Source organism: Mucilaginibacter rivuli, assembly GCF_019391655.1.
Lineage (GTDB): Bacteria > Bacteroidota > Bacteroidia > Sphingobacteriales > Sphingobacteriaceae > Mucilaginibacter > Mucilaginibacter rivuli.
In genome coordinates, this window is sequence record NZ_JAHXPQ010000003.1 from 236,166 (window position 1) to 257,789 (window position 21,624).

At 42.6% G+C, this 21,624-nt stretch carries 23 protein-coding genes; 10 read left to right on the plus strand and 13 right to left on the minus strand.

Going from position 1 to position 21,624, the window contains the following annotated elements:
- Positions 1–15: 15 nt before the first annotated feature.
- The 3 genes from KXQ82_RS08310 to KXQ82_RS08320 form a co-directional block, all read right to left on the minus strand.
- Complete coding sequence (locus KXQ82_RS08310; protein ID WP_219487721.1) at positions 16–288, minus strand: Fic family protein; 273 nt, start codon at positions 286–288, stop codon at positions 16–18.
- 3 nt (positions 289–291) lie between these two features.
- Positions 292–813 (minus strand): Fic family protein, encoded by a 522-nt coding sequence (locus KXQ82_RS08315; RefSeq protein WP_219487722.1) that lies wholly within the window; start codon positions 811–813, stop codon positions 292–294.
- Positions 814–950: 137 nt separating this feature from the next.
- A complete protein-coding gene (locus tag KXQ82_RS08320; protein ID WP_219487723.1) occupies positions 951–2,201 on the minus strand; it encodes an ABC transporter permease in 1,251 nt (416 codons plus the stop codon).
- Between the two features lie 220 nt (positions 2,202–2,421).
- Between KXQ82_RS08320 and KXQ82_RS08325 the strand changes: the two genes are divergently transcribed.
- Entirely contained in the window at positions 2,422–2,859 is a 438-nt protein-coding gene (locus tag KXQ82_RS08325; RefSeq protein WP_219487724.1) for a hypothetical protein, read from the plus strand.
- 59 nt (positions 2,860–2,918) lie between these two features.
- Here KXQ82_RS08325 and KXQ82_RS08330 read toward each other — a convergent pair whose 3' ends face one another.
- Both KXQ82_RS08330 and KXQ82_RS08335 read right to left on the minus strand, forming a co-directional pair.
- A complete protein-coding gene (locus KXQ82_RS08330; RefSeq protein ID WP_255563531.1) occupies positions 2,919–3,287 on the minus strand; it encodes a YMGG-like glycine zipper-containing protein in 369 nt (122 codons plus the stop codon).
- A gap of 196 nt (positions 3,288–3,483) precedes the next feature.
- Positions 3,484–3,933 carry a DUF1569 domain-containing protein gene (locus KXQ82_RS08335; protein WP_219487726.1) on the minus strand — a complete coding sequence of 150 codons (450 nt, stop codon included), beginning with the start codon at positions 3,931–3,933 and terminating at the stop codon, positions 3,484–3,486.
- A 131-nt stretch (positions 3,934–4,064) separates the two neighbouring features.
- Here KXQ82_RS08335 and KXQ82_RS08340 point away from each other — a divergent pair, with 131 nt between their 5' ends.
- Together KXQ82_RS08340 and KXQ82_RS08345 are read left to right on the plus strand one after the other, a co-directional pair.
- Positions 4,065–4,430, plus strand: coding sequence for a VOC family protein (locus KXQ82_RS08340; RefSeq protein ID WP_219487727.1), 366 nt, complete (start codon positions 4,065–4,067; stop codon positions 4,428–4,430).
- Positions 4,431–4,467: 37 nt separating this feature from the next.
- A complete protein-coding gene (locus KXQ82_RS08345; protein WP_219487728.1) occupies positions 4,468–5,616 on the plus strand; it encodes a dipeptidase in 1,149 nt (382 codons plus the stop codon).
- A gap of 14 nt (positions 5,617–5,630) precedes the next feature.
- Here the strand turns inward: KXQ82_RS08345 and KXQ82_RS08350 are convergent, their stop codons facing one another.
- The 3 genes from KXQ82_RS08350 to KXQ82_RS08360 all read right to left on the minus strand — a co-directional run bounded on the left by KXQ82_RS08350 (position 5,631) and on the right by KXQ82_RS08360 (position 7,026).
- Entirely contained in the window at positions 5,631–6,002 is a 372-nt protein-coding gene (locus tag KXQ82_RS08350) for a DMT family protein (protein ID WP_219487729.1), read from the minus strand.
- A 3-nt stretch (positions 6,003–6,005) separates the two neighbouring features.
- Positions 6,006–6,542, minus strand: a complete 537-nt coding sequence (locus tag KXQ82_RS08355; protein ID WP_255563532.1) for an SRPBCC family protein — start codon at positions 6,540–6,542, stop codon at positions 6,006–6,008.
- 67 nt (positions 6,543–6,609) lie between these two features.
- On the minus strand, positions 6,610–7,026 hold the full coding sequence (locus KXQ82_RS08360) for a DUF1573 domain-containing protein (RefSeq protein ID WP_219487730.1): 417 nt from the start codon (positions 7,024–7,026) through the stop codon (positions 6,610–6,612).
- A 162-nt stretch (positions 7,027–7,188) separates the two neighbouring features.
- On the opposite strand from KXQ82_RS08360, the gene KXQ82_RS08365 reads away from it, so the two are divergent.
- The 7 genes from KXQ82_RS08365 (at position 7,189) to KXQ82_RS08395 (ending at position 14,485) form a co-directional block, all read left to right on the plus strand.
- Positions 7,189–9,621 (plus strand): alpha-ketoacid dehydrogenase subunit alpha/beta, encoded by a 2,433-nt coding sequence (locus KXQ82_RS08365; RefSeq protein WP_219487731.1) that lies wholly within the window; start codon positions 7,189–7,191, stop codon positions 9,619–9,621.
- A gap of 102 nt (positions 9,622–9,723) precedes the next feature.
- On the plus strand, positions 9,724–10,410 hold the full coding sequence (locus tag KXQ82_RS08370) for a response regulator transcription factor (protein WP_219487732.1): 687 nt from the start codon (positions 9,724–9,726) through the stop codon (positions 10,408–10,410).
- The gene (locus KXQ82_RS08375) at positions 10,411–11,754 is read left to right on the plus strand and encodes a HAMP domain-containing sensor histidine kinase (protein WP_219487733.1); all 1,344 of its coding nucleotides are present in this window, start codon (positions 10,411–10,413) and stop codon (positions 11,752–11,754) included.
- Positions 11,755–11,853: 99 nt separating this feature from the next.
- Positions 11,854–12,360, plus strand: coding sequence for a hypothetical protein (locus KXQ82_RS08380; RefSeq protein WP_219487734.1), 507 nt, complete (start codon positions 11,854–11,856; stop codon positions 12,358–12,360).
- 15 nt (positions 12,361–12,375) lie between these two features.
- Complete coding sequence (locus KXQ82_RS08385) at positions 12,376–13,302, plus strand: bestrophin family protein (RefSeq protein WP_219487735.1); 927 nt, start codon at positions 12,376–12,378, stop codon at positions 13,300–13,302.
- 96 nt (positions 13,303–13,398) lie between these two features.
- Positions 13,399–13,977, plus strand: a complete 579-nt coding sequence (locus tag KXQ82_RS08390; protein WP_255563534.1) for a nitroreductase family protein — start codon at positions 13,399–13,401, stop codon at positions 13,975–13,977.
- 52 nt (positions 13,978–14,029) lie between these two features.
- A complete protein-coding gene (locus KXQ82_RS08395; RefSeq protein ID WP_219487736.1) occupies positions 14,030–14,485 on the plus strand; it encodes a hypothetical protein in 456 nt (151 codons plus the stop codon).
- Positions 14,486–14,652: 167 nt separating this feature from the next.
- Here the strand turns inward: KXQ82_RS08395 and KXQ82_RS08400 are convergent, their stop codons facing one another.
- The 5 genes from KXQ82_RS08400 to KXQ82_RS08420 are packed head-to-tail and all read right to left on the minus strand — an operon-like array spanning position 14,653 to position 21,617.
- Complete coding sequence (locus KXQ82_RS08400) at positions 14,653–15,777, minus strand: alginate lyase family protein (RefSeq protein ID WP_219487737.1); 1,125 nt, start codon at positions 15,775–15,777, stop codon at positions 14,653–14,655.
- 26 nt (positions 15,778–15,803) lie between these two features.
- The gene (locus tag KXQ82_RS08405; protein ID WP_219487738.1) at positions 15,804–17,669 is read right to left on the minus strand and encodes a glycoside hydrolase family 97 protein; all 1,866 of its coding nucleotides are present in this window, start codon (positions 17,667–17,669) and stop codon (positions 15,804–15,806) included.
- A gap of 53 nt (positions 17,670–17,722) precedes the next feature.
- The gene (locus tag KXQ82_RS08410) at positions 17,723–18,598 is read right to left on the minus strand and encodes an immunoglobulin-like domain-containing protein (protein WP_219487739.1); all 876 of its coding nucleotides are present in this window, start codon (positions 18,596–18,598) and stop codon (positions 17,723–17,725) included.
- Between the two features lie 40 nt (positions 18,599–18,638).
- On the minus strand, positions 18,639–19,568 hold the full coding sequence (locus KXQ82_RS08415) for a DUF5017 domain-containing protein (RefSeq protein ID WP_219487740.1): 930 nt from the start codon (positions 19,566–19,568) through the stop codon (positions 18,639–18,641).
- Between the two features lie 33 nt (positions 19,569–19,601).
- A complete protein-coding gene (locus KXQ82_RS08420; RefSeq protein ID WP_219487741.1) occupies positions 19,602–21,617 on the minus strand; it encodes a RagB/SusD family nutrient uptake outer membrane protein in 2,016 nt (671 codons plus the stop codon).
- Positions 21,618–21,624: the final 7 nt, after the last annotated feature.

Sequence of the window (21,624 nt, forward strand, 5' to 3'; positions counted from 1 at the left end):
AGATAAAAAGTAGTTTTACAAATCCAAAGCTCCGGGTAACATCAGTAAGAAAAGTAAGGCTTTATCGTAGTCTAACTCAGGATATTCCAAACCTAAAGCCCTTAAATTATTGTAATACGTTTGGTGCTGCTGGTAATAATTTTTTTCTGATTGGATAAACCATGCTTTATCACCTAACTTTTGTGCGAGGAACCATTTTTCGATCAGGCGGCCTGTGCGTCCGTTCCCATCATTAAAAGGGTGTATCTTAACAAAAACCAAATGGATAAGGCTGGCAAAGAAAAACACTTCCTATATGTCCATTGGAGTAGATAGCAATAACGCAACATCAGCATAGAATTTCTCCATTTCTACAGGTACCTGGTACGGTGTAGCTGCTACATATTCAATTCTACCATCGGCAGTGGATACATACATATTGTGCACACGCATTTTACCTTGCTGATGCTTGGCTACAATATGCTTACTCAATAACTTGTGAGCATATTCAATATTGGCCTGGTTTAAAGTATTGCTTTTGGCAAATGTATAGGCATTGTACAGGTCGTCAATTTTTCGGGTATAATCAGGCAAAAACTCGATGCCAAATTTCTTGTGCTTGATGTACGAATCAAGTTCAATTTCCTCCCCTTCTATCTTGCTCGAAAAAACAGATGATACCGAAGTATAAAAGCTAAACGTATCCGTTGATATTTCGGCATCATGTAAAGCATCAAACTTCTGTTGCAGACCGTTATTTACCTGCTGCCGGTACTCATGCAGTAAGGTAACAGGTATTATCTGAAGTTGATCTTTAATAGCTTCGCCGAACATAGTTTCGCTTTACGTTGATGCCAAATCTAACTAAAAGCCGTTGCTATGGCAAGCTGTTCGGTCATGGGGCAAACTTACACGCCATCAAAATAAAACTCATAGTGCGTCATCGTTCTTGAGTTCATTAAATATGGATTCTAATTTGTTCTGATGGCTTCCACCGGATCCAACCGTGCCGCAAACCATGCGGGTACAATACCGGCAATAATACCAATAGAAACCGAAGCACTTACGCCAAAAATAATGTTTTTCAGGTAAAGGTTTATTTGCAGGTCCCAGGCTGATTTTACCGCGAAGGTACCGGCATAAACCAATATAATACCCAACACCCCTCCCATTACACATAGCGATATGGCTTCGAACAGGAACTGGAACAGTATAAAATAGTTTTTAGCGCCTAATGATTTTTGGATACCGATAATATTAGTACGCTCTTTAACTGATACGAACATGATGTTGGCTATCCCAAAACCACCTACCAAAATAGAGAAAAGACCAATGATAAAACCCACGGTATGTAATACTTTAAACACCTGGTCAAATTGGTCTGATATCATCGTGCTTTTATTGATCGCGAAATTATCCTCCTGATTGGGTTGTATGCGGCGAATAGAACGCATTGCACCTTCAAGTTCACTCTCTACAGCTGCTTCAGATATGCCTTCGTGACCTTTTACAACGATCTGAGAGTCGTACCTATCACTTTCCACATCAATCAACTGCTGTGCAAAGTTAATGGGCAGTGTTATCACATTGTCGTGCGAAATGCCCAGCGGATCATCACCCTCTTTAACATACACACCCACCACCCTAACATTGCGCCCAAATATTTTTATCATTTTACCTTCGGCAAGTGATGCATCAAGGAACAGGCCCTCAGCAACAGCATGCCCTATCATTGCCACGGGTGCGCCCCCGCGCGATTCGTTATCGGTAAAATACCGGCCTTCCTGAAACTCGAGCGGGCGTGTTTTATTATAGTTAATAGATACTGCTGTAATGGTTACATTATCAACACTTTTACTTTCATATTTTATAGTCCGGTTTGCTAACCACGATTGATAATATATACCTTGTGCAGTTTGCATGCGGTTTTCCAGCTCTTCCATATCGCGTATTTTTAATGCGGGGCGCTGGTTATATTTCCACCACGGAAAATCGTCCTCAAATATCCATGGCATTTTTTGTATAAATATGGTATTACTGCCAAGCTTGCTTACGCTTTTGTTGAGGTTATCACTCAATGTATCAACTGCCGAAAACACCGCTATAATACTGAATATACCAATGGTTATACCCAATAATGATAAGGTTGTACGTAGTTTGTTTTGTCTTAGCGCATCCATCGCAAACACAAAACTTTCGGCAAAAAGCTTTAAAAATATCATACTAACAGTTAGACAAATTATCTTCTGTAACGTTACAGCAACAGGCAAATATTTATTTTGAAGGAACAATTATCTCCCGATTGTAAAAATCATTAAAAGCATCCGATCTCATTAATTTTTTTTCATTTAAATTATTGATTATGAGATAATATACTTGTAACTTTATTATGCAAGCATAATAAATGATATTTATTTAATCACACCTAAATTAAATACAATTATGGAAACCCTCAATCCATCTCCCCAAGCCCTTGTTCACGATGAAATGATGGCTAATTTATATACCTTAAACAAACAATGGACATCGGAAGTAGACTTTCTTAATGATGAAATGAAATTCATGGCCGATTTGCTCGACAGGTTTTTTATTAACCTGATAAAAGAAGAGCATGTTAACCGTATCCAGCTTATCAAAATGCACCTTGGTTCGCTTGGTATAGTAAGGAATAACATCAAACAGGATATTTTAAAACACCAGGCAAACATCGAAGAAAAGATAAACAACCTATCATCAAAAAGCGATGCCTTTTTACAGTTGGAAGATGAGCGGGTGGACGATGAGCTGAAGGATCTGAACAGGAGTTTCAAAACCTTAAAAAAAGAAATTTTCGATATTACCAGTGTACTGCTACATAATAATAAAGCATCGCAAAACTAAAACACAAAAAAATCCCTCCATTGTTAAATGAAGGGATTTTTATTTTCAAGCAAAATATATTAATAGTTTACTGTTTTTACCGTAGTAGTTGTTGTAACTGTTTTGGGTTTTGCAGTAGTAGTTGAAGTAGTATAATGATGCACCGGGTGCGCACGGCGATAAGCTGCTTTTCTTTCCGCCTCCTTTTTAAGTTTTTTCCTGCGGATGGCATCGCCAACTATATAACCACCACCGGCGCCTATTGCTGTTCCTATTATTGCACCTTTAACATTATGACCTATTAAACCGCCTGCAACAGCACCTGCTGCACCACCAACAATGGCACCTTTTGCCTGATCACTTACCGGGCGCGATTGTGCCTGTGCTGAATTATTTATTGAAATTACTGTTAAAATTAACAGTGTTGCTGAAAGAATGATTTTTTTCATGACAATTGTGTTTTGATGATAGCTTAGTACAAATGAAATACTCAAATTGTATTTAACATACTGCAAAACCTTTGCCAATATCACAATACTTAATTGTATACTCATTTATGCCTGTTATGGCCGTTTAGTACGTTAAATACACAAAACACCTGTACTGAATACTGTACAAGTTTTTTAATTTTATATAAAAAACAGATTAAACCTCAAATTGACTCAGGTGATGCTCAAGGTGTTTGGTTATCAATTTATCCCACTCCATTGTGGTTAAATGTCCAAAAAATGTATGAGGGTATTTATTCACGTCTTTACCCTTTGTAGCGGTGTAATGTTCGATCAAGGCAATGAGGTGTTCTTTTTCTGCTTCAAAATCATACTCGCCTTTGGCTAAAAATGCTTTAGCTGTTGGCAAGCCTTTACCAAAAGGCTGGTCGCTTAATATCTTTTTTTTAGCTATCCAGCCAAATAAATAGCCAGATAGTACCCGCTCCTGCTTTACTTCGCCTAAAGCGGCATTGAAAAAAGCATTTAAATGGGCCAGCATTTGATCGACCCTCATTTTACCCCACAGGGCTGCCGAAGATGGTGTTAAACGGTTTATCCGTTCTATCATCTCCTTACTGTAAACAGGATTTAGTAAGCTTTTCATTTTGGTTATACTGAGGCAAATTACTAAATATATAATGATTGTAAAACTAAAATGTTTTAAATACACTGTATTACAGCTACAGCCTTTATAATAATTTCTAATTTTACAATTAAAAGTAATAAACCAACCGTATGATGATAAATTATGAACGTATTGACCATGTTTACGTATGTGTACCGCCGGGTAAAGAACACGAGGCAAATCAGTTTTATATCAGCGTGATGGGCTTTGAACCTAAAATCCGCCCTGCCGATCTGGATGGATCAAGCGGTTATTGGTACCAGCTACCCAACATGGAACTACATATAGGCACAGAGTTGGGCCCAAATAACTCCAAAAGGCATTTTGCCATGCAGGTTACTGATCTGGCTGCGGCAAGGCAGCATTTAGAAAAACATGGCATCAATATAATTGAAGAGGTGCCTATACAGGGCCGGGACCGCTTTACTTTTCACGACCCATACGGTAACCGCATGGAATTTTTAGCCTACCATTAAAACAGGGTGGTACGAATTTATTTAGTATCTTAACCTAATGAAAAAATCGCTACTGCTTTTGCCCCTCCTGTTTTGCTTAACTGCAAAAGCCCAGCTATTGGTTGATACCCACAATGATGTGATATCAAACCAACTCATCACCAAATTTGACCTTGGTAAATTACAAAACAGTGGCAATTTTGATTTGGTGAGGGCAAAAGCCGGTGGCCTTAACGCACAGGTATTTTCAATATGGTGTGGCGAGCAATATGGTACAGGCACGGCATATAAGATGGCTAATCGCGAAATCGATTCGCTTTACGCGCTCATTAAACGTTATCCTAAACAAATAACATTGGTACACAACGCCGCCCAGCTTAAACAGGCGGTAAACAAGCACCGGCTTGCCGCGATGATAGGCGTTGAAGGCGGGCACATGATAGAAGGGCGAATGGATTACATAGATTCGCTGACCAAACGGGGCATGCGTTACCTTACCCTCACCTGGAACAACAGTACCGCATGGGCAACATCCGCCCGGGATGAAACGCGCAATACAGATACCACAAAGCATCTTGGCCTTACCGCTTACGGCAAACAAATTGTGCGCCACCTCAATGAGCTTGGCGTGATGATAGATGTATCGCACGTGGGCGAAAAAACTTTTTACGATGTAATAGCCACATCTAAAAAACCCATCATCGCATCGCATAGCTGCGTGTACAGCCTGGCACCTAACCGGCGTAATTTAAAGGATGCACAATTAAAAGCTATCGCCAAAAACGGGGGTGTTGTTTTTATAAATTTTTACAGCGCATTTATTGATAGCACATTTGATAAAAAAGACAACATTTTTCTGCGTAAGCATATAAAAGAGAGGGATTCTCTTTTTACCATATATCATGATGAAACGCTGGCCAACATCAGGCTGAACAATATCTATAAATCGGAAACCGACCCTATGCGACCACCATTAAGCCTGTTGGTTAAACATATTGATTACATAGTTAAGCTGATAGGTATTGACCATGTAGGCATCGGATCTGATTTTGATGGTTCAGAATCGTACCCTTTAGGAATGGACAGCGTTGCCGATTATCCAAAACTATTTAACGCTTTGCGCAAAATTGGTTATACCGAGGTTGCCATCAATAAAATAAAAGGCGGCAATTTTTTACGGGTGCTGTTGGCTAATACGGGTAAATAAACCGGCGAGGCCTATCACCACTTTTTAAATATCACAAATACAGCAAGTACAATAAGGCCAAACCCTGCAAAGTGGTTCCAGCCCAATCGCTCATTCTTAAAAAAAAGCACACTAAATATCATAAACACAGTTAAGGTAATTGCCTCTTGTATGGTTTTTAGCTGCACCAGCGTAAAGGGGCCACCATCGCCTTTAAAGCCTGCTTTGTTTGCAGGCACCTGGAATACATATTCAAAAAATGCGAGGCCCCAGCTTATCAGTATAACTGTAAACAGCCCCATGCTTTTACCCCAGCTATACTCCTTAAATTTGAGGTGCCCGTACCAGGCAAACGTCATAAAAGTATTTGATATGATCAGGAAGATAATGGTTTTCAATCCACGCATGTGTTATGTTGTTGTTTGAGATAAATATTGGTCTGTTACGTTTTGCCCGGATTCAGCTGTGGTTTTTATGATCTCATTACGCTTAACCAGCAATTTTTCCATATAGCGGGTTAAAAATAATTGATTTGCAAGTATACCCAGCCAACCCAAAGGCGATTCAAAGTTAAAAATATCGGTCATCAATGTTTGGCCATGTTCTGCCGGAATAAAGTAATGCTCGTGCTTAAACGCTTTAAAAGCGCCGCTAACCATCTCATCTACAAATAGAACAGGCCGGTCCATCCTTGTTATTTTTGAGGTTAAAGTTTGCCATACAAAAAAGTGCCTGGCGCGCCAGCTTACGGTTTCATTCAATTCAATTAAGCCGCTGGTACGCCCTGCTACTGCACGCTCGCCGGTATGCCGTGTTGATGCCACATGCATATCTATGCTTCTGGACAGATCGAAACAAACCCCGACAGGTGCGTTTATCAATGTTTCTATACGGATAACGGGCATGGCTTTCTTTTTATGTACCGCGGCTAAATTAAAAAATAACAAGGTTTAAAAACAAAAAAGCTCCCCGGTATGCCGGGAAGCTTAAAATACTTTACAAATTAGTTTTTACTTATTTACTGCCATTGGTGCTTGCCGGAGCCGCTGCCGCAGCAACAACCTCGCCCGATATTACCAATACCTTTTGTGGTGTTTTGGCATTTGATGTTACTACAATGCTTTTGTTAAACACACCCGGCACCGCAGCGTTGTAAGTAATTTTGATAGTACCTTTATCACCTTTTTTAATCGGGGTTTTGGTATAGTCAGCAATTGTACAACCACATGTTGGCCTAACTTCGGTTAGTATCAATGGCTCTTCGCCAATGTTTGTAAACTCAAAATTGGTAGTAACAGGTTTAGCCTGAGGTACTTTACCAAAATCATACTTCTCCGAAGCAAATTTAAATTCAGATTTTGTATCAGTTTGTGCAGAAGCAGTAATTGTAAAACCTAAAATTACCGCACATAAAATCATTAATTTTTTCATATTCTTGTGTTGTGTATTACAAATATAAGTAATTATTCAATATCAATTAATAAGTAATTATTCAATATCAATTAAACTATAAAAAAATGTAATGGTTTAGTTGATAAGTATAATGTTAGCAAAATAGAATTTTATATTTTTGCTGAATAAACCAAATTTTATATGCCGGATACTGGGTTTAACGCTACCGACGATATTGATGTTTCGCAATTAAGCTTTGACGCTTTTAAGGCCCTGGTAATTAATGATTACCGGATAGCTTATGAAAGCCGACAGGCCAGCCTGATAGGGCGCCGCGAAGTGCTTACCGGCAAAGCCAAGTTTGGCATATTTGGCGATGGCAAAGAAGTAGCGCAACTGGCTATGGCCAAGGCATTTCGCAAAGGCGACTGGCGCGCGGGCTATTACCGCGACCAAACTTTTATGTTTGCTACCGGCATGAGCAACTTAAAGGAGTTTTTTGCCCAGTTATACGCCATCCCCGATGTTGAAAAAGACCCCGCATCTGCCGGAAGGCAAATGAACTGCCACTTTGCTACACGTACTATTGACGAGAATGGCGAATGGTACGACCTGACACAGACGATGAACTGTGCATCGGATATATCAACCACGGGCGGGCACATGCCACGTTTGCTGGGGCTGGCATACGCGTCAAAACTATACCGCCAAAACAAAGAGCTTGCCTACCTTGATAAATTTTCGGTTAGCGGTAACGAGGTTGCTTTTGGTACCATAGGCAATGCATCAACAACCGAAGGCTTGTTTTTTGAGGCATTTAACGCGGCTGGCGTTTTACAGGTACCTATGGCTATTTCCATTTGGGATGATGCTTATGGCATATCTGTACCGGCAAAATACCAAACTACAAAAGAAGATATATCCGAAATATTAAAAGGCTTTCAGCGCGAAGAGGGTACTAACGGGTACGAGATATTTAAAGTACGCGGCTGGGATTATGTTGGCCTGTGCGAAACTTACGAAAACGCTATTAAAGTGTGCCGCGAAGAGCATGTACCTGTATTGATACACGTTACCGAGATGACGCAGCCGCAAGGGCACTCCACCTCCGGATCGCATGAGCGTTACAAATCAAAAGAGCGATTGGCATGGGAAGATGAGCACGACTGCCTTGTACAAATGCGCAAATGGATGCTCGAAACAGCCATAGCCACCGGCCCCGAATTGGATGAACTTGAGGAGGTTGCCAAAAAGTATGTACGTGAGTGCCAGCGCGAAGTATGGGGTACACTGGATAAAAGCATTAAAGCAGAACTGAATGATGCCGCTGTACTGATAGAAGATATCGCGGCAACATCATTAGCTGGCGAACAATTGCTCGAAATTGCTGCTAAACTAAAGGCAGAGGTTGACCCGGGCAGGCATAATGTAATGGCTGCTGCCCGTAAAACATTATTGCTTACGGTAAATGAAGCATCAGACCAGCGCTTTGCTTTGCTGGACTGGCTAAAACAGGAGAACGCGAAAAATAAAGAACGATATAATTCGAAACTATTTAGCGAAACACATTATACTCCGCTGAATGTACCGGTTAGCCCGGCCAATTATGATGAGGCTGCCCGTTTGATAGATGGCCGTGAGATACTTAATGCTTGCTTTGAAGAAAACTTTAACCGCGATAAAAGTATAGTTGCCTTTGGTGAAGATGTTGGCGCTATTGGCGATGTTAACCAGGGCTTTGCAGGCTTACAACTAAAATTTGGCGATCTGCGCATTACCGATACCGGGATACGTGAAGCAACCATTATTGGCCAGGGAATGGGCTTAGCCATGCGTGGCCTCCGCCCTATTGCCGAAATACAATACCTGGATTACCTGATGTACGCCATGAACGTGCTGAGCGATGACCTGGCAAGCTTAAGCTACCGTACTTACGCGGGGCAAAAGGCGCCGCTTATTATTCGTACCCGTGGCCACAGGCTCGAAGGGATATGGCACTCAGGCTCGCCCCTGGGCTTTATATTGAACGCTTTGCGCGGGCTATATATTTGCGTACCCCGAAACATGACTCAGGCTGCAGGGCTTTATAATACCCTTTTACGCGGTGATGAGCCTGCCCTTGTTATTGAGTGCCTTAACGGGTACCGTTTAAAAGAAAAACTCCCAACTAACGTAGGTGATTTTACTGTACCGCTTGGCAAGGCCGAAATATTACGCCAAGGCAGTGATGTAACCATCGTATCATACGGTTCAACATTGCGTATTGTTGAGGAAGCAGCTGCTGCTTTAGAGGCCACAGGCATCTGCATCGAGATCATCGATCCGCAAACATTATATCCTTTTGATACTGAGCATATTTGCGCTGCTTCGTTAAAGAAAACAAACAAGCTCCTTATTGTTGATGAGGATGTTCCCGGAGGCGCTTCGGCATACATACTGCAACATATTGTTGAAGAACAGAACGGATATTACAGCCTGGATAGCCAGCCACGTACCCTAACTGCCAAGCAACACCGCCCTGCTTATGGGTCGGATGGGGATTACTTCAGCAAACCATCGCACGAAGATATTGTTGAGGCTGTTTATGGTATGATGAGCGAAAGCAACCCGGTTAAGTATCCGCCGATATATTGATATCCGGAAAACAATTTTAACTGCTTATATCTTTTAAGCACGGTTATACTGTATTTTTAAAAAGAGATAACAGTATAAAACTGTGTTTTTACAAATTACCCAATGGCTATATTATTAGTTGAGGATGAGCCCAATATTGTATCGGCCATAAAGCGTGGCCTTGCCGATTTTGGCTTTGAAATAAGCGTTGCTACCGATGGGCTGACAGCGTTGCAAATGGCAACCGACCATAAGTTTGACCTTATTATATTGGATGTGATGCTGCCATCGATGGATGGGATACAGCTATGCCGCCATATCCGCGAAAGCGATGCCCTCATCCCTATACTGATGCTTACCGCGCTCGACTCGACAGAGAACATTGTAACCGGCCTTAACAGTGGTGCGGATGATTACATGGTTAAACCTTTTAAAATGGCTGAGCTTGCGGCACGTTTAAAAACACTACTACGCCGTGCCGGGGGCAATACCACAATACAAAATAAAAACACCTACCGCATTGCCGACCTGGAACTGGATGCCGATGCTAAAATAGCCAGCATAAACCAGGTGCCCCTAAACCTTACCGCTACCGAATACCGCTTATTAGAACATTTTATAAAAAACCAGCGCAAGGTATTATCGCGCATACAATTATTGGAAAGTGTTTGGGATATTGATTTTAACCTGGGCACCAACGTGGTTGATGTATACATTAATTACCTGCGTAAAAAATTGGATAAGCAAAACCCCGGTAAATATATCCAAACTGTTTTTGGGATGGGTTATATGATGAAAGAGGGCGACTAAATGAAAATTCAAACTAAAATAACCTTACTCTTTTTAGCCCTTTCAATAGCTATATTACTATTGCTCAATGCTTTCATTTTTTACTTTGAATACCAGTTTAACTACCAGGATTTTTACAAGCGCCTGCAAGCCCGTGTAAACCTGGCTGCGCAAATAAGGCTACAGCCCGGCGAAAAAAGCGATGCCTACCAGGAGGTGCGGAACAAGTACCTCGAAAAGTTAGAAGCCGAAAAAGAGCAAATATTTAAGGCAGACTCATCGGGGAAGTTTGCTAACCACGGTTTACCAATTGAGTTTTTTAACAGCATAATAGCCACCGGAAATGACACCTATAAACAGGGTAACCAGTTTTTTGCCGGAAAATTAGTAAGCATAGGCAAGCAAAAGTATTTGGTTATTGTTTCGGCCTCCAATCCTTCGGGGCTACAGGAAATACAGGAGCTAAAGAAAATACTGGTGCTTGGGTTTTTCGGTTCGCTTATCGTGGTGTTTTTTGCAGGTAAATTGTTCTCGTACTATACCTTTATCCCTGTGCGTAAGCTCACCGATAAGGTAAAGAGTATTACATCAAATAACCTGCACCTGCGCCTGGAGCCTTTAGGGAAAGATGAGATAGCGGAGTTATCCAACACCTTTAATGATATGCTTAACCGGCTTGAAACGGCCTTTGAAACACAAAATAATTTTGTGAGCAATGCCTCGCACGAGCTACGTACCCCTCTCACCATTATCAACAGCGAGGTAGAGATAGCTTTAAAACGTGGGGTTGCCGATATTAGCTTATTGAACACCATACATGCCGAAAGCGATAAACTGACACAGATACTAAACAGCCTGTTGTTATTGGCCCAGTCGGGCTATGATGGCAAAAAGCAAAGCTGGCAAAAGATCAGGATTGACGAATTGATATGGACGGCTGTTGAATCGGTTAAAAAAATACATCCCGAAAGTAACATCAAAGTTGATTTTTCGGCTTTGCCCGATAATGATGAAGCTTTAAACATCCTGGGTAACGGTAATTTATTAAACCTCGCGATAAGCAACATTATCAATAACTCCTGCAAATACTCGCAAAACAAACTGGTGGTTATCAAGCTGTCCGTTCAAAATAAAAGTGTGGTTATTGCTATTACCGATAAAGGCATTGGCATACCAACTACCGAGCTACAGCATATCTTCGAGCCCTTCTTTCGTGCATCAAACACACACGATTATAACGGGCATGGCGTAGGTTTGCCTTTAGCGCTAAATATCATCCGCTTACACAAAGGCTCTATCGGTATCCGCTCCGAAGTTAATATCGGTACCGAGATACAGGTATTCCTGCCTTCGGCGGCAGTGTAAATTCTAATCAAATTCTAATAACTCTCTTATAGGTTACTAATTATTGGGCGCTACTCTTGTATCAAACAAAAGCAGTTCAACATAAAATAATTAATAACCATGAAAACTATCCTCATTCCAACAGATTTTAAACCGGAGTCGCTTAATTGTATTGCCGAGCTTGTAAAAAAGGTTTATCCCGAAAAGCTGAATATCATTATGGTACATCTGTTAAAGATAACCGACTCTGAGCAGGAGTTACTTATGCTGGCAAGGCGCTCAACTGAATACAATTATATCTCGCCGGGGTTTTACAAGGCATACGTTCAGGCAAAAAACAATTATGCAGACAGGATAAATAAGATCAGCATCGAGTTCTTTTTCGGCAGTACCGTTGCTGCATTCAGAAACTTCTTAGATGCCCACCAGGTTGATTCGATCGTTTTATTAGACGATTACCAGTACGAAAGCATCAGTAAAGACAGCGTTGACCCTTTGGCATTCATTAACCGCAGTAAAACGCACGTTATCCATTTGAATTGCAACCCGGCTATTCAATACACTTTACCAAAATTAAAACCTTCGGCAGTACCGGCCGATCTCGAATTATCTAACAGCATCGGTTAATAAACTCAAAAGCTTATGTTACTCAAAAAGAATATCCCCATTAGTTATGTGTTCGGCAAAATAAAGTTAGAGATCACTTTATTAACTGTTTACTCAGTCGCGGTATACATTGCGCATACCTATTTCGGCTTCCCGGGAGTATCTATTCCCATTGCTGTGCCGGGCATTTTAGGTACCATTATCTCATTGTTACTGGCATTTCGCTCAAACCAGGCGTATGACAGGTGGTGGGAGGCCCGTACCTTATGGGGTGCCATCGTTAACGATTCGCGCTCGTTTGCAAGGCAGGTATTAACTTTTGTAGATAACTCCTATGATCAGCTTGATAAAAGCGCGTTAAAAGAACGCATCATCAGGCGGCAAATGGCCTGGTGCTATAGCTTAAGCTGCCACCTGCGCAATCAGGATGCCCATAATTGTGTAGGCAAGTATATTACCGAAGATGAAAAGAAGCATATAGACCGCCAAAAGCATGTTCCCCTTGCATTAATGGAGCAGCATGGTAATGATTTGCGCCTGTTGTTACGCATGGGCTGGATAAGTGAATACCAGCAGGTTGCCATGGATGAAACGTTAACCCGTTTCTCCAACGCGATGGGTGGTTGCGAGCGTATTAAAAATACGGTGTTCCCGGTAACGTATAGCTTTTACGTTCATATACTGGTATTGCTTTTTGTGTTGATGCTGCCTTTCAGCCTGATAGAGTTATTCGGTGTGTTCCAGGTGCCTTTGGTAGTGGCAATTTCGTCATCTTTCTTTTTGATAGAAAAAATGGCTATACACCTGCAGGACCCTTTTGAGAACAAACCTACCGATACGCCCACTACGGCCATCAGCTTTAAAATTGAGCAGGACCTGAAGCAGCTGTTATCCGAAGAGCCGCCAAAAGAAGAAGCACAAACCAAGGTACAGAACCAAGGCATGATATATTACATTTTATAATTTGTTAGCTTGTTTTAAACCGGGGCCCCGCACTATTGCGGGGCTTTTTTAGTTTTATATTTATGGCTATTGTTATCTTTGGGCAATTACACAAGCATGATCGCAGATATATTCCCTATTGTAACTTCCGTTATTAAAACCAGGCGAACTACCAAACCGCCCGAAATGAATGGTAAAAAGATAAGTGACCAGCAAGTAAGCTCACTGTTAGAACTTGCCGACTGGGCGCCTACACATGCCAATACTGAGCCCTGGCGTTTTGTTGTTTATAGCGACCCGCAGATTTTTTGCCACCAACATGCCGAGTTGTACAAAGCCAATACCCCTGCCGATAAATTTATGCAGCTTACTTACGATAAACTTTATTACATGGGCGACAAGGCTTCGCATGTTATCATTGCCATTATGAAACGTGGCGATTTGCCTAAGATACCTGTTATCGAAGAAATATCGGCCACAGCATGTGCCATGCAAAACATTTTGCTTGGTGCCACAGCAGCAGGCATAGCATCGTACTGGGGCACGGGCGGCATGACTTACTCTGAAGCACTTAAACAACATTTAGCTTTACGCGAGCAGGACCAGGTGATGGGTATTATTTACCTTGGGTACAGCGATAAAGCAATTGCAGGCAAACGCACTACACCCTTGAGCGATAAAGTAGAGTGGAAATAGTATAACCCTTAAATAATAGTTTTTTATAATTAAATAAGCTTAAGTTTATACTATGAAAAAGATTTCACTGATTGTTAACCTGGTATTGTTGGTTTGCATGGCCGCTTCGCTTGTTAGTTTTAATGCTGCCCGCGCCACCGTTGCACCTGCGCAAGTTAAAGTGCAGCCATTTTGTAAGTTTACTTTAATCGACCATCGTGGCCACAGCATAAAACTATCTACAAACGTAATGCACGCCAGCCACACAAGCATAACCTTTATTTTCGAAACCGGCGAAAAACTGATCATCAAATTCGTTACCATCAGGGCAGGCCATTTTGTTGCCGAATCTGCCCGGTCAAAAGATCCGAATATCCTATTTTACCCTTCGCACAGCAGCCATCCCCTGCCTATGGTTGGAGCAGTTATCATATCTTCCGTTAAGCCGATATTGGGTAATTTTTCGCACCTGCTTAGCGATGACGACGAGTATCACCTTAATCTGGTGTCCGGAACTTTCAGCTTTTAATACAATGTATCTTATATAAAAAGGCTTTGATCTTAAAGATCAAAGCCTTTTTTGTAAGGAAACTATTCAGGAACATACTTTGCCATCCAAACAGTATCGCTACCACAATCCGGGTTGTTAATGGGATGATAAACTTTAAATACGTTCTCCCTTTCGCCGCTTTACATTTACTGCCCCGAAAACAAAAAAGTACCGAATGCCGGCTGATCGCGATCAAAATCCTCGGGGCGTATTTTTTCGATCACTTTTTGTACATAAGGCATTTTAAGCCCCTTGCGGGTAACATAATGATGATAAACCATCTCATAAACCGGGATAAACTTACCACGCCCAATGGTAGAGATCGTTGTCCACTCGCTGTATTTATTGGTTACATCTTTCCAGGTGGTAAAAGGCACGGTATCATCGCCTAAGTTATATCGTGCCACGTATTCAAAACCCTTTAACAGGCGGTTATCTAATGCCGAATAAAGGTCATCGCCTTGTTTCCAGGCTTCCTCGCAAACGGTAGCTAAAGCACCTAACCCTAATTGGCTATGTCCCTGGTCGCGGCCGCTCTCTTGTATCTGCCCGGTAGTTCCGCTAACGTAGTTCTTAATACTTCCGTTATCATTGCCATTTAAATAAAAATCAACGGCCTTTTTATACATCTCGCGGTTATCTAAAAATATAGCGGCAGCCATATAAGTTTTAGTATTGATACTCCCCCAGTTACCATTAGTGTATGCCCAGGTTTTATAAAAATTGTCAATAACAGGCAAAAAAACACCGGTTATCATTTTGGTGATCTTTGCCAGTTGTACGGGCGTCATTTCCTTATAAGTATATTTGAGCACCTCGGCGGCATAAACAATTTTAAACCCTTCCAGCCCGGCAAGCAAGGGCGCATCGTTGGTTGCAGGTATGGTGGTCAACGAATCGGCATAAGCCTCCAATATCTGTACTGATTTTTTTGCATGGGCGGCATCTTTGGTTACCATCCACATAATTGCATTCAAATAGGCGGCACTAAAGTCGGTTTCCATTTTAGTTTTTGTCCAGGAATATTGACCATCGCGCGAAATGATCTTGTATGGACCATTCATTTTATAATTGGCCGAGGCACGGAGGTTATCCTTTAACAACAAATAAGAGCTATACGCCGGTTCAGTTTTTTGTTGTACTACATTGTACAGGTAATCAAAATCCCTTTGGGTATGCAGTACACCGGGGTGCACAAATGTTTGCGCTTGTGTTTTACCTGCAGATAAGGCAAATAAGCATATTAATATTAATCGTAATGTGGTTTTCATGTGAATTATCGTGTATCGTTTTAAGTTTATACCGGCCTGATAATGATGGCTTGTCCGCCTGTTGCGGTAATGGTTATTGGCAGGCTGCTCCCCTTTTTTAATTTAATGGTGTGTATGTTTATTCCTTTATCACCATCGTCCTCATAAACAGTGGCTTCGTAAGTTTTACCGGCATCCAAAAAATCCAGTTTAAGCGTTGTTTTCCAATCGCTGTAACCTGTAGCGCTGCCAATGTACCAAACGTTATTGTTTTTACGGGCAACGCTTATATTTTCGCCTATATCACCGGCAAGGTAACGGCTGTCGTCCCATACGGTGGGCAGGTAATTAAAAAACTCTATTTCCTTTTCGTTAGTATAATCGGCGGGTTTGCCATACCAGAATATAGATGGCAGCGGGCTAAAATACACTACCGAAAGTGCCAGTTGCTGGCCTTTGCTCACTTTTAAGTTTTTGGCAAAATTGGCCCGGCTGTTAGGGTAGCAAAAAGTAAAATCGGCGGCGCCGGCTAAAAAGCGGGTATATGGCAATACCATGGTATGGAAAGCATCCGGACTATTCTCATCCCCGCGAATACCCTCCTGCGATACCTGGAATGGGTAACGGCGGCTCAGCCCGGTTGGCTTATAATGATCGTGAACGTTAAGGATGAAGCCGTAATCGTTAACTTTTTTCATGGCAGTATCCAACCACGAGAGGCCTTTTTGTGTACCGCCATCAACAAAACCAAATTTTAAACCGGCAACACCCCAGCTTTTATATAACGGCAGTATGGTATCCAGCTTTTGCCTTAAACCCACATAATTAACATACAAAATAACGCCTATACCTTTTTGCTTACCGTATGCGGTAATTTTTTGTACATCAAAGCCATCGATAGGTTTTGTCGGGTCGGATGTGGTGCGAAACTCGGCACCGTACCAGCCTGCATCTACCAGTATATAGCTAAAGTTATGTTTGGCCGCAAAATCAATACCCTGTAAGGCCGCGGCTGTTGTCAGTTCAACCCGTACTACTTTACCGGGCTTCACTTTCGTGGGATCATAATCGCTTAACGGCTCTGTCAGTTTGATGTACAGTTGACTGTTATCGTGCAGGCCTATTGCGTTTTCGGCGCAACTAATGGTGCGCCATGGTGTTTTAAAACTCCCTGTAAATTGTATCAGGCTGTCTTTCTTAATAGCCGAAACCTGGTGGTTACGGTATAGCGTATCGATGTAAAAACTAAGTGCAAGGCTGTTGGGCTGGCCGCCCTTAACCAAAACACATTTGGTATAGCTGCGGTTATCGGCTTCGCCAATGCTTAGGTACAGCTTACCCGGTTTAGCCAGTGTTGCCGGGAAATCGCAAGTGCCGGCCATCGCGTTAAGCTGTAGTTTACTAAATACCGACTCCTCATGATATTGGTAAACGGTGTAATCGTCTGTCAGGTTGTATTGTGTGTTTTCGTGATTAATAATGCTGTGTTGGCCCGGGGTTTTATTAACCACGTACCTGAATGCCAGTGCACCATCAAACAACCTGGTAATTACATCAAAACTAAAGCTGCCGCTTTTACAGCTTAGGGTAAGTTGCTGGTAATTGTTTTCTACCGTTTTTGTTTCGCCTAAAGGCCAGGCAAATGTTTCGCGGTGCTTATCTTTATTGGTGCTGATGATGGTTACCGAATCGCCCAGGTTAGCACCATTAACTTTAAGCCCCATTACCGACCAATTGGTTACCTGCTTATCGCGATAAGCCAACTGATAGTAAAGCTGGTTGCTTTTATCTTTACCAATTTGCAAAACTGTTTTGCCATCCGGCGATCTTATCTCATCAACCTTATTTACCTGTGCATTAACCCTTGTTATACAGGCCGCAATAAGGTAAAGGCAGCATAAAAATTTCCTCATAAAATTAAATTTAAAGGCACCTTTATAATTGAGATGCCTTTATTAAGATATTATTAAAATGCCCTTACCGCCCTTACCGAAAACGTATAAGCCTTGCTAAACGTATAATAAGTTACCGTACTGGCCGATGTTGTACCCTGTATGGCTATCACTGTTCCGTTCGAAGCTGTGCCTAAAAACGCAGTACCCAAAGGCAGCGCCATCGACAAATATAGCGCGTTGGGTGCTGTGGGCGATGCAGCAATCTCATTTGATGTCCAGTAATCCGTATTGGAGATACCGCCTATCAAATCTTTATTATAACGTACAAAGGCAAGTTCGGCTATTGATGGTAAAAACCAGTCGCTAAAGCCACCGCCCCTGTAATCTGTGCAAAGCTTAGCTGCATATGTACCGGTATTACCCAAAATATTAAAAATTTTGGCTGTATTGGCAGCACCCGATCCGATAGCGAACGATGTAGCGTTGGTTGGCGCCAAACTTGTAACCGTTGGCACCCATGGTACCGAGGTAGACAGATCTGCCGGCGATACCATAAAACCGTGCTGGCCGGTACCGTTTATATAAAATATTATACCGCCCTGATAGCTTTGCCCGGTTACAAAAGTACCCACGGGCACTACCTGTAAATTAGCGCTCACGGTAGCGCCCTCATAATTATCATCGGCGGCCTGGGTAGCGGTTATGGTAGTGTTACCAACGCCAACAATGGTTACCTGGTCGCCGCTGATGGTGGCAACGGCAGGGTTGCTGCTTGTATAAGTAAATGCCCCTATGCCAGTACTTAAAGGCGGCGGCAAGGTATAAACCGGGTCGCCAATGGTTTTTGCATTAGCAACAAATGATATGATCGGGGTCATTTTAGCGTTATCCTTTTTGCAGGAGGCAATAGAAAAGATAACTAAAATAAGTAAGGCTATTTTTTTCATGTTCAGGTTCGTCTAAATTTAAAATAAGTTAAACAGGCAGCTATGGCGTAACCGTTATGGTGAGCGTTTTAGTAACTGCGCTTATGCCATCGCCGGTAACATTATTGCCAACAAAGGTTACCGTATAAGTACCGGGTTTGGTGTACTTGTAAACATATTGCGGCAATACTACCTGATTGTTCTTTATACCTACTGCCACATCCGGTGGGATAGCCGAAAGCCTGAATTTTTTGGTAATGGCCCAATCTTCATCGCTCAAATTATCTACGCCCTGCGCAAAGGCCAGTGTTGAGCCTATGGCCCATTTTAACGAATCTTTTACGGAAGTACCTTTAAAGCTTGTAGCGGCAAAACCAGCAAAGCGCACATCGGTATTAATGGTATTGTGTACATAAATGGTACCATCGGGAAATGTGTTTTGAAACACAAAAGCGCTAACCGTGTATTGCCTTGCCCTTGCAGCGGTTGAAGAGGTGTTACTCAGGTATTTAAACGCCACATATAGTGAATCTCCTGCTTGTTGAAAATCGGACAGGTTTACCGTGCCGGAGCTGGTTGCCGTTGCATTGGTTGCTATGGTTGCACGGTTGGTAACATCTGTCCAGGTGGCCTGGCGGATATGGAGCGAATCTACCTGCCCGGTAAAATTTGACGAAACCAATAGCTTAAGGTTACCTGTTTGGCCGGTATTGCCGGCCGCAAGGTTAGCCGTAGCTGTTGAAAACGATAATTGGTTTAATGCACCCGTTACCGAAGTGCGGTTTTTGTAATCGTAAATATGGCCTACCTCGCCCGAGTAGAAACCGATGTTATCGGGGTTACCCGAAAGAACAAACACCACGCTATCGCCAACTTTAAAAGTTGTTTTATTAACCGTTACGTCAAAAGCCGGTGTAGTTAATGTTAACTTGTTGCATGCATATAAGCCAAAGGCTATAAAACAAAGCAGTAATATGTTATATTTTTTCATTTTCCTGATCTTTAAGAAGTAAATCTCTGTTGGTTAATACCCCGGGTTTTGCACTATCAGTTTATTATAAATGGTTTCGAGCGCCGGTATAGGCCATAATATTTGTGTTGGCGTAATGTTATTTACCGGTATAATTGCCGCCGATACCGTTGCCGCAGGTGCCGCAGGGATACCCGGAGTAGTGCCGCCTATATCGTTAGCCAGGCTTTTTACTGTGGAATATAATATCCCCCAGCGCACCAGATCCTGGTAACGTAAGCACTCAAAGGCAAACTCGCGGTAACGCTCATCCTGGATAGCCTGGCGCATTGCCACCTGGCCTAAACCGGGAGTTAGATCAATAGCTGATAAATGGTTTGACAATACCGCCGTGGCTGTAGCCGGTACGCCTGCATAGGTAAAAACTGCCCCTGTAGTAGCTGCCGTGCTTGCACCCGATGTATTTGTTGGCGCGGTTGCTGTTGATACCCCGGCGGTGGTAACACGGTATGCACGGCCCGAGATAAACACCTGGTCGTTAACGGCGTATAATACGCCTGCACCCCATGGCAAACCAATGGTAACTGTGGGTGCCGAGGTGTAGCCTGTACCAGCTGTTATAACGGTGACGGATGATATCTGGCTGCTTGTTAAAAACGCAAGCGCGGTTGCACCTGTACCGCCCCCACCAGTAATGGTAACCGGGGGTACAGTATTGTAGTTTGTAGTTGGCGCGTTAGTAAAATTAATGGTTTCAACATAGTTGGTGGTGTTATATGCCCTGCGGCGCACCAGGTTAATGTTGTTGTATATGGTGGCACTTGGGCCGCTTATCTCATTTTCGGCTTCGGCGGCCATCAGCAGCACATCGGCATAGCGTAGCAGCGGCCAGTTTTGTTGCGAGTTGTTACGTACCGTTTTACTGATGGGGTCTTCTTCTTCCCTTCTCCATTTTGCGGGATACCTTTCCCATACCTGAAACTCGTTAAGGTATGTTTTACCAATGGTTGTAGTAGTTACGGTATAAACGTATTTACCTATGGTTCTGTCGCGGCGCAGATCGCCGGGGGCATACGCTTTGTATAAGCGTGGGTGCAAGGCTATTAAGCCTTCGCAGTAACCGCTATCGGTAGCTATAAAGGGCGTGGTGAATGAGCCTGTTTGAGGCACCCCGGCTGTAACACCCACCGGGCCGCCTAAGTTTTGTGCATTGGCGGTACCGGCAACAGTAAAGCCAACCTCCCAGATGGTTTCGTTATTATACCTGTTTTTAGCTTCATCCGTCCATAATGAGGTAAAGCTTGGCACCAGCGAATGTTTACCCGCTGCAATAACTTTATTGGCCCAGCTCAAAGCATCGGTATAGCGTTTGGTATCGTTTAAAGGTGCACCGGCGGCATGGAGGCATACACGTGCTAAAATACCCTGTACGGCTTCAACAGTTACTTTTTCGGAGTAGCCAAATGTAGCGAAGGTTTGATTTTGCAGCATCCCCTCGGCAGTTGTCATATCGCTGATGATCTGATCGTAAGTTTGCTGTAATGTAGCCCTTGCCAATTGCCCATCATTTATAGAAACTGCCGCGTTTAAATGCAATGGCACACCGCCAAACCATTGTGCCAGCATAAAATAATAGTATCCCCGTAAAAAAAGCGCTTCGCCTTTTGAGTTGGTGAGGTATACCGGGTCAATGCCTTTATTTTCGGAGTTTTTAATGTTATCCAAAAAGGTATTGCAATAATTGATACCCTGGTAGCAACTGTTCCAAAAGTTAGTACTGATACCGTTGGTAGATACATTGGTGTATGATGCCGGGCCTACCTGGACATTACCGTTCCTGAAATAACTTTCGTCGGTAGCGGCATTTGCTTCGCGTATGTAATTTAAACACATATTGCTGGTTCGCAACACCTGGTAAATACCTGCTAAAGCATAATCCACTTCCTGCTTACTGCTATAATATTCGCTGGTAATGGCATAATCACTCGGCTTGGTCTCTAAATATTTTTTGCACGAACTCATGGGTACCAAAAAGGTGAGGATGAGTAATGCTATAGTTATACGTTTCATGGTCGTA